Source organism: Bifidobacterium thermophilum (genome assembly GCF_037482445.1).
Taxonomy (GTDB): domain Bacteria; phylum Actinomycetota; class Actinomycetes; order Actinomycetales; family Bifidobacteriaceae; genus Bifidobacterium; species Bifidobacterium thermophilum_B.
Window position 1 is genome coordinate 1 of record NZ_JBBHLY010000019.1, and the last position, 10,047, is coordinate 10,047.

Genomic DNA, 10,047 nt, shown 5'->3' on the forward strand with positions numbered 1-10,047 from the left:
CAAACCAACCAACAACCAACCAAAAACAACCGAAACACCGCGCGTCGCGCATACCCCTAGCCGACCCGAGTTACCTGCATACCCATTGCCGCAACATAACCAGGTCGATGCACCCCGACTATTCCCGTTTCAATCCGTCGACATCGCTTCGAGAGAACCATCCGAGGGCGGTGCCCCGGCCACACATCCGAGTGACACGTCTTCTTTCGAATGCGGAAGATAATCGAGCACCCCATACCAAGTTTCGTCATCATGTTCCGCCGCTTCTCCCCGCGTATCCATCGTCGTCCTGCATGCCTGGAAATCTCGCTCGCTGATACGGTATTTTTGCGGGTACAGATATTGAAGTGTTGCCCGCGCCTGAACGTAATAGCTTTGCGGCGTATGGTCGAGCAAGTCATTTACGGCATCCGTCGCGCCATGCCAAGCGCCTGCTTCGTCGCTCACGCTCGGCTTGATAATTTACTACTCGTTTCGGCATATCAAGATAGGGGACGTCCAGGAGGCGTCGGACGGCGGATGGCATGAACAAGACAGCACACAGGACGGTGCGATTGCTCCGAATCCCAACGCCCACGCGCAGGCACGAGTATGGATTTCAGGCTGTTTTCGCCATCGGAGCGCGACTAGAACGATTATGGCGGCAAACCCAATTGACGTAACACCGAACATGATGCTTCGCACGAATCTGTCGACGAACATTGGCGTGATCATCCACACGATTGTGACGGCGGTGACTGCCACAATCGGGATTTTGTAGGCGTTGCGCTCCTCGTCAGCGGCTTGCCTCCACTCGCGCTGTGCCGTCTGTTGTGTCCGCGGAAATCCAATGCGAATCGGTTGGAAATCATCGTCAAGTGGGGCGTCGGTCAATTGGCGTTCTCAATCAGAGACTTTGCCGGAACTCTCCCTCCTAAATGGCTCGGTCATCATGAGCTCCTCCTTGAGCGACTTGTTCATCTCCCGCGCGTTCTTGTACCTTCTTGGAACTCGGCACCGCACGTATGCATAAGTTCCGTTTTCGGCCTTGACATGGCGTTGTCGGCAATTGTCCGCATCGGCGTGTCGCGGCGATACGATGAACTCAATCCGGTTGTGGAGCACCGCGATCGGAAGCGATGACGACGCTTTGAGGGGCGCGGAGCGTAGTGGCGAGGAGAACCGCAGGAGCACAATTGTCAGGCCGTATTGGTCTCGCAGGAAGGAGAGACGATGTCTCAGCACACGATTTGGCATTCAGGCATGGCAGCAGACGGATCGACGCGTACGCTGCGGGATGCCGTGTATGGCGAAGCTGTCGGTGATGCATTGGGCGTCCCATTCGAGTTCAGGGCTCGCGGCACTTTCACATGCACAGGCATGGCATGGGACCGCGCGAATGGAAGCGTCGGAGTCGGAGGCGGGGTCGGGGCTTGGCGTCAACCGGTTGGCACGTGGAGCGACGATACGGGGATGGCCCTGGCAACGTGTGATTCGCTGCGCGAATCGGGAAAAGTGGATATCGCCGACATACGCAACAAGTTCCTTCTTTGGCGCGATAGCAGAGATTACAACGTTGACACACGGTTCGACATTGGCAGCACGACAGCGGAGGCGCTGGCGCGCGGGCATGGATTGTCCGGCGAGCGCGACAATGGCAACGGTTCGCTCATGCGCATCGTCCCGCTGGCGTTCACGGATGCCAGCGATGATGAAATCCGCGCGGTCAGCGGGATTACACATGCTCATCTGATGAGCTGCGAGGCATGCGTCACATACGTGCGGTATGCACGGCTGTTGCGGGATGGGGCTTCGCCGCTCGAAGCGTTGGATGACGAGCGGGTCGCGCACGGTTTGAGCGGGGTTGCTTCAAGCACTACCGCAGGAGTACAAGTTGACGATTTGACGATTATTCCCAAGCTGGATCGCGCAGATGTGGCGTCTGGCGGATTCGTCGTCGACACCCTGGTCGCAGCAATCTGGTGTCTGACCGACACGACCAGATATTCGGATTGTGTACTCGAAGCAGTCAATCTGGGAGAAGACACCGATACTACTGCTGCGGTCGCGGGTGGCCTTGCAGGCATCGTCTACGGTATGGACGCGATTCCAGACGAGTGGTTGCATCTGCTGCGTGGTAAGGATGTGGTTGACCGTTGCATCAATCTTCGAGAAGATAACTGAACGGTGCGAATCGGCTTGCTTTACCGGCTGCGGCGTATCTGGAATGGGGTTGGCGATTCCACCGGCATCAGGGTCGAGATATCTAGCGGGTAGCCGGATGTCACGCCGCGAAATCCACGCTGGCGTTCCAACGCTACCGGTCGAGATATATAGCGGGTACCAAGATGTCATGGGTAACCGGATGTCACGGGTAACCGCGACATCTTGAGAATCCAGGGTGCCTCAGGCATCCTAGGCATCTCGGACACCCTAGGTATCTCAGGGCTCTCTGACATACCGGGTACCTCGGATGTCCCGGATACCTCGGATATCTTGGATATATCAGATATCTCAAACATCTCAGATAAGCACTTCCTGCCCTCGTTAGATCTCTTCGAGCTGCTGCGAAGACAGAATGACCACGTCTCGACGTTGCCTCGCGATGATCTGTCGATCTTCCAGGTATCGAAGCTTACGCGACAGTGTTTCCGGTGTGGTACCCAGATATGACGCAAGTTCCTTCATCGTCATCGGTATTCGGACACGCCGTGAGCCACCGGCGCTTTTCGACAGGTCAAGCAGATACGACGCAAGGCGTTCCTCGACTCGCCCCATCGTGAGAAACTGCGTTTGTTCTTCCACCTTCGCCATTTTGCTGGCGATGGTGGAGAGCAGTCGGATACTCAGCTGCGGATGCGCGTCCAGAAGACGCATAAAATCCCGGCGCAGCAGGACGCACACCATGGTGTCAGCGAGCGCTTCCCCGTACAGGTTCTGGTTGCTGGCGCCGAACAGCTGGCTCTCGCCTTCGTAGCCGCCTGGTTCAATCACTCTTAACAGTTGTTCACGACCATTGGAGGTGATTCTATAGACCTTCATGCTTCCCCTGGCCACGATACTCAATTGAGGATCGGAGTGCGGGGAGAAAACGATATCGCCCTTATGAAAGGTGCGGAACTTGGTACTCCATTGAATATTCAGCTGGTCTTCACCGCTGAGGTCTTGAAACAGCGGTACCAGTTGCACACACAAGTCTTGAGGCATGATATCGTCTCCTTCCCGTCATCGTGTGAGCCACTACCATGCGAGCTTCCTTGAGAACTGACGAGGATAACCTTCAACACGAAGCATCTTCGTGAGGCGGGTACCATGCAATCATCTCACACGGTCGTTCTGCACACCATCCTCACGGGATGGACAGGCAGACCACCCTGCGTGAAGGCCCGGACGATGCGCACAATCGTTCTGCAAAGCCGCCATCACGGGGCAGTCTTCACACTACCGTCCTTGCGAAACCAGCCTCATGGACCGGCACCGGAACATTCCAATGGCAGACCATGAATGCCGGACCATGAATGGTGAATCGTGCTCACGAGACCACTCGCCTTGGACTGTTTACCGTACAGGCTTGTTTACCACACGTCCCTCGTTCGCGGATTCGTAGATGCGATGCGCTTCCTCGAGCATACGGTAAGTTGCCGCAAGCGTGGGACAAGCATCATCTGGAATCGTGTAGCCATTGGTAAGACTCCTGATTCGCGCAAGCTCGTCGCCGACCTGGGGCTGCGCACCATTCGCCAATGCGATCCGATCCCGAATGGTTTCGTAACGCTTGCGTATCTCGAACACTTCAGGATGATGCGTTCCATGCGCGCGCGTGATGGCGAACGTACCCAAGTCCAGTTGCTCTGCATGGTCTGCGAGATAGTCGGTGAATGCTGTCATAACTGTCCTTTCAAGTGGCTGAATTCATAGGTTCCATGTGACTCATCAGATGGTGATGACGTGCATGCGTAATGGCACGGCAACGTCGAGCACCATACGTTTGTCGCTTATCACCGTTGCACCGCGGTTCGAGTGGAAAGCACAGGATATCCGACCTTTTCGATGGCGTTTGCAACGGTTTGTGCATCGGTGAGATCCTCGTCAAACCGGAACGTCACTTTGCTGTTCGCAAACGAGACGTGCACGGTATCCTGGTCGACTCCCGGCACGTTGCGTGCGGCAGCTTCGATCTTGAGCATGCACGACGGGCAGGTGAGCGTATCCAGTTTCAGCGTTGCGGTGTTCATCTTGGTATCTCCTTTCATGCCGGTGGTGTTCACCGACCGGTATCCCCGGCTGGCAGCCGGGACCATTGGTTATGCCACCACGGTATCGATAACGGACCGTGGCTGTCCTTGATAGGCATCAAGTTTTCTGATATTCCAGTGACGGGTTCCATGATTTCTGCCAGCCCGGTAACGCAGCAGTCGCATACCGTTGAGAATGACCGCCAGCACACTCGTCTCGTGGACGAGCATGCCCACGGCCATGGTGAACCACGTGGTGAGCACCAGCCCGGACAGCAATAGCGCTACCGTACCCACTGCAATCGCAATGTTCTCGCGCATGTTGCGTACCGTATGCTTCGCCAGGCCGTACGCGTGCGGCAGACGCGAGAAGTCGGAATCAGCGAGGACCACATCCGCGGTGTCAATAGCCACGTCGGCGCCATTTCCCATAGCGATGCCCACGTCCGCGAGCGCGAGGGACGGGCTGTCATTGATGCCATCGCCGACAAACACCACACGGTGCCCATCGTCGCGCAAACCGGAAATGACCGCAGCCTTCTCATCGGGCAGCAAGCCACCGATCGCGCGGTCGAAACCGAGTTTCGCCGTCATAAGATCGACAGCACGTTGATTGTCCCCTGAAAGCAACACGATGGTTTTCGCGCCGAGACGACGCAGCCATGCGATGTCATCCGCAACGCCTGGGCGCAGACGATCGCGGATCCCAAGCAGTAGACGGATACTGCCATCGACGGCCACAGCCACAAGCGAATCACCCTGCATTTCAAGCTCACCGGCATCCTCACGCATTCTGGAAGTGAGTACTATGCCATCGGCTTCCAGAAAGCGCGGACTGCCAACGAGAATCCGATGATTGTCATGTACGGCGCTGATCCCGCCGCCTGTCACAACCGACACTTCGTCCACCTGCGGGACAGGAATATCGCCGAAATGCCGCACGATGGCTTTGGCAAGCGGATGTTGAGACTGTGATTCAACCCCGACAAGGTACCGCACGACATCATCATGGGCTGGATCCGAACCAGCATCAAGAGCACTCGCATCGGAAACGGAAAAATCGCGAACGGAAAAATCGTGCGCCTCCACGTCTTTCGTTTCCTCGAAACCGCCAATATGCGCTTCGCCAGCCCCATTTCCCATATCGTTTGCGGCCGGCGTACCGTCATCGTCGTAGCGTCTCACATCCGTCACCTGCGGCACGCCGACCGTAATCGTGCCGGTCTTATCGAACACAAACGTGTCAGCGGAGCTCAACCGGTGCGTCACCTCGCTGCCTTTGATGAGCACGCCGTGGCGCGCGCCGTTGCCGATGCCGGCCATATTCGACACGGGGACGCCGATGACGAGCGCGCCGGGGCAGCCGAGCACGAGCATGGTGATCGCAAGGTCGATGCGACGCGTCGCCAGGCCAACAATAACGGCGATGACGAGCACCGCCGGCGTGTAGTACGTGGCAAAGCGGTCGATGAAGCGCTCCTCCTTGGATTTGGAGTCCTGCGCGTTTTCGACGAGCTCGATGATCTTGCCGAAGGTGGTGTCCTCCCCCACCGTGTCGGCACGGATGGTCAGCATGCCGTCGTCGAGCAGGGTGCCGGCGGAGGCGCTCGACCCCGCGGCTTTGCCAACCGGGATGGGCTCGCCGGTAATCGCGGATTCGTTGACGAGCCCAGTGCCCGACATCACGGTTCCATCGACGGGGATGCGATCACCGGTCGTGACCTTGACAATGTCGCCGACATGCACATCGTCGACCGGAACGGTTTCGAAAGTGCCATCGGCCCGCCGGACCGCTGCCGATTGCGGCGCCATGTCGGTGAGGGCACCGATGGCCGAGCGCGTCTGGTTCAACGTGTATCGCTCGATCTGCCCGCCGACGAGGAACAGGAACGTGACGATGGCGGATTCGTCCCAGCTGCCGATGAGGAAAGCACCGAACACGGCGATGCTCACGAGCACGTCAATGGACATGACCCTGACGCGCAGCGCCTGCACCGCCTGGATGAGAATGGGCAGCACGCCGACGACCGAGGCGGCGATGAACGCCGTTGCGTAAGCCGGCTGCGAGTGCAGGGCGAAGCGCGCGACCAGGCCGGCGGCGATAAGCGCGCCGCTGATGATGGTGAGCTGCGGCTTGTGACGCAGGATGAAGCTCTGCATGGGCGGGGCCTCCTTTCGTGATATCTGTCGTGATGTCTGATGGTGCCCAAGATACGGGCGACGCGCCGGGAAAACATTGACCGCCGTCAAGTTCGGGGAATTCCTTCGGGATGTTTTGGGAGATGGCAGGCGGGGGCGGGAGGTGGCGGGCGTGGTGAGGCGGACGGGAAGCGGAGGCGGGCTCTCCAGGAACATCGTTGTCGCATTCGCCGTTCCGGATGGATTCGAAGCCGAGCCGACCGGCTAAAACACGCCTGCGAAGGTGTTCGATACGGCTCCGGGGTGTATTTCGCGGTTTGTGGGGTCCTTTTCCGGGGGTGGGGCGAGTATACGGGGCCCGAAAACGTTGCAATTGCGTCGGCGTCCCGCGCCGCGGGACCCCACAAACCAGCAGATAGGTTTTCTCGAACACCCAGGCTCGCCGTGATGGTGGCGCAATCGTGGTTCAAAACTTTGGAAACAAGCCGAACTGCGCCTTCTGCGCACAGGGAATTGCCGGGATTGACCGCCGGCCACCGAGCAATCGCCGAACAATCGTCGCGAAATCGCCGAGGAATCGTCTACGCCGGTTCGGAAACATGCGTCGGGTATCGTCACCGGTAACGCGAGGCCGCCGGTACCGCGCCGGGGCGGCCGCCATTCCGCCTCACCCACGCGCCGGCACCGGCCGCGCACCTGCACCGACCCCACACCACTGCGCACCCACCTGCAGTCAGGAGGCACCATGATTCGTACCGCCGTTCTTTCGGATCTGCCGGGCATCGACGCGAGCTATCGCATGCATTTCCGCCACGAGGAGGAGCATGGCGCGTTCACTCTTTTCCGCGAGGGCGTGTATCCGACGGCCGCCGTCGCGCGCGACGCGATCGGGCGCGGGGCGCTTGCGGTGTATGAGTCGGACGGTGAGATTCTGGGGAGCATCATCTGCGACGGGGAGCAGCCGGAGGAATACGCGGCGGTGGAGTGGCCGAGCGGGGCGCAAAGCAATCGGGTCAGGGTGATTCACCTACTGCTCGTGCGGCCTGATGCGGCAGGTCGGGGAATCGGCACTGCGCTGATTGCGCATGCGGAGGAGACGGCGCGGCGCGAGGGATGCGTGGCGCTGCGGCTCGACACGGGGATGCAAAACGTTCCGGCGCGGTCGCTGTACGAGAAGGTGGGGTTTCGGATTGCGTCGACCGGGGCGATGCGGATCGGCGGGGTGATTCCCCATGACGAGCATCTTTTCTTCGAAAAGCCGTTGTGAGCCGGAGACTGGTGGTGCGCAGAGACCGGCGTTCGGCGTTCGGCGGGAACGAGCGGGCGGCGGGAACGAGCAGGCGACGAGCGGGCGGGCACGGGAACAAGCGGGCGTTCAGCGGGCAGGCGCGAGCTATAACCATGCACCAGACGGGCTGCGGAAAGCGTCCGGACGCCCTTTCGCGCCGGAAGTCTCTCGCACCCGCCTATGCGGACATCCACGCGAGTCCGTCAATGAAAGAGCAAAACCGCATGATTCAACGGTTTCCCGGCATCCGCCATGTGTTCGATACACGTGCGAAAACCTATCTGCCGATTTGTGGGGTCCCGCGGCGCGGGACGCCGACGCAATTGCAACGTTTTCGGGCCCTGTATACTCGCCCCATCCCCGGAAAGGACCCCACAAACCGCTCGTCCTGCTCGGCGCACGCCAGACAGGAAAGACGCATGCGCTGAAAAACTCGCCAACAAACGATACGACGACCTCGCGTTTGTTGATTTCTCACAGACCCCGCAGGCGGCATCGGCATTCGAAGACTCAATCCGCCCATCGGATATCGTGCGCAGACTCGAGCTACTCCTGGGAATCAGCATCGTCCCACGGCATACATTGATCGCCTTCGACGAGGTTCAACTGTGCGAACGTGCGTTGACATCGTTGAAATACTTCTGCGATGAAGCACCGGAGTACCATGTCGCGGTCGCCGGAAACCTTCTTGGCGTCGCCGTCAACCGCAACAAATGCTCCTTCCCCGTCGGCAAGGTCACGCTGCTTCCCGTGCACTCCTGACTTTCCATGAATTCCTCGATGCTTTGGGATTCTCCAACACCATCACCGACATCCGGCATGGGCTCGCCACGAATGCTCCCGTCGCGTTCCATGACTCGCTGATTACGCTATCGCGACTGTACATGACCATCGGCGGCATGCCCGAAGCGGTGCAATCCTTCGTGTCAGCGCTCGGAAACGGCCCGCACTCGCTCAATGATGTGCCGTCCGCACACGCGCTTGCCGCGGCACGCGCCGTGCAAAACCGCCATCAACACCGCGTACGAAGCGGACATGGTCAGTGCGTGCAGACCGAAGACAGCGCGAAAATCTTCGAAGCATGGCGCTCGATCCCCACGCAATTAGCCAATTACCACAAGTTCCAGTACAAGGCCATCCGTTCGGGGGCACGTGCCGCGCAATACATGCCGGCAATTGACTGGCTGGCGTCCGCGGGCATTGTGAACCTGTGCACGCAAGTCACGGAGCCGGTCTCCCCACTGGCGGCATTCGAAAACCCGACGGCGTTCAAGGTATACATGGAAGACACTGGGCTTCTGATGGCCCGGTATGGCGCCACGATGGTGCAATTGAACCCATCAGACTCCAAAACCGCGAATTTCCGCGGGGCCGTGGCGGAGAATTTCGTCATGCAAACACTGGTCGCCGCCGGGCTCAAGCCCTACTATTGGGGTACTCCCAGCAAAGGCGAACTCGAGTTCTTGCTGGATATGCCCTCCCCTGTTCACCAGTGGGCGCTCCCTCTGGAAGTGAAATCGGGACGACACGTCTCTGCTCGGAGCCTGGCTGCATTCCAAACCAAATACAGCCCGGACTATGTCATTCGAATCAGCACGAAGAACATGGGATTCGACCGTGGAATCCGCAGTGTCCCATTATATGCAGTACAGGCACTCACCGAGGAACTGGCGACGGAATCCTCAGAAGTCACTGGCCGCGCACACTGAGGCTCATCATGGCGATTGCGGCTGCGTGTGGGACTGCATGTGGGACGAGATGCGCGTTTGCCCCCGGTCAGACGCCCGGCTGCATCGCGGACAGATACCGCTAACCGATGCCAGCCAACCGATACCAGCCAACAGGTCCGGTACCGATGGCATTCACCTGTCGCGCGACACCGCAATCGCATGATGGTCAGATACTGACCCCACTCCACCAACGACGAGCACTATCCTGCGGTTATGAGACTCCTACGTCGCACCGCAAGACGATAGCCCAGCCGAGTAGGTTGACCGTCACCGGTACATTGGCGCCTATGGGACCGGCCAGTCACACAACAGCCGGATATCATTCCCGGCAAGCCACCAACAGACCGCATCCCGTTGCCGTGCAACGGACCAGTCACACAACAGGCAGATAACCAAGCCGAGCGGAGCATGCGGCAACGGTATCCAACCGCCGTGCGACAAGCCAATCACACAACAGCCGGATATCATTCCCAGCAAGCCATCAACGAACCGCACCCCGCCGCGGTGCGACGGACCGGTCGCACAGCGGACAGATAGCCAGGCCGAACGGGATCACGGCAACGACACTCAGCCACCATGCAACGGACCAGTCACACAACAGGCAGACAGCCGAGCCGAGCAGAGCATGCGGCAACGGTATCCAACCGCCGTGCGACAAGCCAATCACACAACAGCC

Annotated in this window: 9 protein-coding genes; 4 read left to right on the forward strand and 5 right to left on the reverse strand. The window is 59.3% G+C overall.

The window, feature by feature from the left end; all coding sequences use genetic code 11:
- Positions 1–129 precede the first annotated feature (129 nt).
- On the reverse strand, positions 130–447 hold the full coding sequence (locus tag WD012_RS08400; RefSeq protein WP_339563298.1) for a hypothetical protein: 318 nt from the start codon (positions 445–447) through the stop codon (positions 130–132).
- A gap of 795 nt (positions 448–1,242) precedes the next feature.
- Here WD012_RS08400 and WD012_RS08405 point away from each other — a divergent pair.
- Positions 1,243–2,163 (forward strand): ADP-ribosylglycohydrolase family protein, encoded by a 921-nt coding sequence (locus WD012_RS08405; RefSeq protein WP_339563299.1) that lies wholly within the window; start codon positions 1,243–1,245, stop codon positions 2,161–2,163.
- Between the two features lie 363 nt (positions 2,164–2,526).
- Here WD012_RS08405 and WD012_RS08410 read toward each other — a convergent pair whose 3' ends face one another.
- The 4 genes from WD012_RS08410 to WD012_RS08425 all read right to left on the reverse strand — a co-directional run bounded on the left by WD012_RS08410 (position 2,527) and on the right by WD012_RS08425 (position 6,374).
- The gene (locus WD012_RS08410; RefSeq protein ID WP_339563300.1) at positions 2,527–3,186 is read right to left on the reverse strand and encodes a Crp/Fnr family transcriptional regulator; all 660 of its coding nucleotides are present in this window, start codon (positions 3,184–3,186) and stop codon (positions 2,527–2,529) included.
- A 351-nt stretch (positions 3,187–3,537) separates the two neighbouring features.
- Entirely contained in the window at positions 3,538–3,867 is a 330-nt protein-coding gene (locus WD012_RS08415) for an iron-sulfur cluster repair di-iron protein, ric (RefSeq protein WP_339563301.1), read from the reverse strand.
- A 110-nt stretch (positions 3,868–3,977) separates the two neighbouring features.
- Positions 3,978–4,247, reverse strand: a complete 270-nt coding sequence (locus WD012_RS08420; RefSeq protein ID WP_339563302.1) for a heavy-metal-associated domain-containing protein — start codon at positions 4,245–4,247, stop codon at positions 3,978–3,980.
- A gap of 36 nt (positions 4,248–4,283) precedes the next feature.
- Positions 4,284–6,374, reverse strand: a complete 2,091-nt coding sequence (locus WD012_RS08425) for a heavy metal translocating P-type ATPase (RefSeq protein ID WP_339563303.1) — start codon at positions 6,372–6,374, stop codon at positions 4,284–4,286.
- Between the two features lie 724 nt (positions 6,375–7,098).
- Here WD012_RS08425 and WD012_RS08430 point away from each other — a divergent pair.
- The 3 genes from WD012_RS08430 to WD012_RS08440 all read left to right on the forward strand — a co-directional run bounded on the left by WD012_RS08430 (position 7,099) and on the right by WD012_RS08440 (position 9,350).
- Positions 7,099–7,620 (forward strand): GNAT family N-acetyltransferase, encoded by a 522-nt coding sequence (locus WD012_RS08430; protein WP_339563304.1) that lies wholly within the window; start codon positions 7,099–7,101, stop codon positions 7,618–7,620.
- 273 nt (positions 7,621–7,893) lie between these two features.
- A complete protein-coding gene (locus WD012_RS08435) occupies positions 7,894–8,403 on the forward strand; it encodes an AAA family ATPase (RefSeq protein ID WP_339563305.1) in 510 nt (169 codons plus the stop codon).
- 122 nt (positions 8,404–8,525) lie between these two features.
- Entirely contained in the window at positions 8,526–9,350 is an 825-nt protein-coding gene (locus tag WD012_RS08440; protein WP_339563306.1) for a DUF4143 domain-containing protein, read from the forward strand.
- The last annotated feature ends 697 nt before the right edge of the window (positions 9,351–10,047 follow it).

Bases quoted from the DNA above. Each gene is read 5' to 3' on its own strand.
- WD012_RS08425 (WP_339563303.1), bottom strand. From the start codon at position 6,374: ATGCAGAGCTTCATCCTGCGTCACAAGCCGCAGCTCACCATCATCAGC.
- WD012_RS08430 (WP_339563304.1), top strand. From the start codon at position 7,099: ATGATTCGTACCGCCGTTCTTTCGGATCTGCCGGGCATCGACGCGAGC.
- WD012_RS08405 (WP_339563299.1), top strand. From the start codon at position 1,243: ATGGCAGCAGACGGATCGACGCGTACGCTGCGGGATGCCGTGTATGGC.
- WD012_RS08435 (WP_339563305.1), top strand. From the start codon at position 7,894: ATGTGTTCGATACACGTGCGAAAACCTATCTGCCGATTTGTGGGGTCC.
- WD012_RS08440 (WP_339563306.1), top strand. From the start codon at position 8,526: ATGACCATCGGCGGCATGCCCGAAGCGGTGCAATCCTTCGTGTCAGCG.
- WD012_RS08410 (WP_339563300.1), bottom strand. From the start codon at position 3,186: ATGCCTCAAGACTTGTGTGTGCAACTGGTACCGCTGTTTCAAGACCTC.
- WD012_RS08415 (WP_339563301.1), bottom strand. From the start codon at position 3,867: ATGACAGCATTCACCGACTATCTCGCAGACCATGCAGAGCAACTGGAC.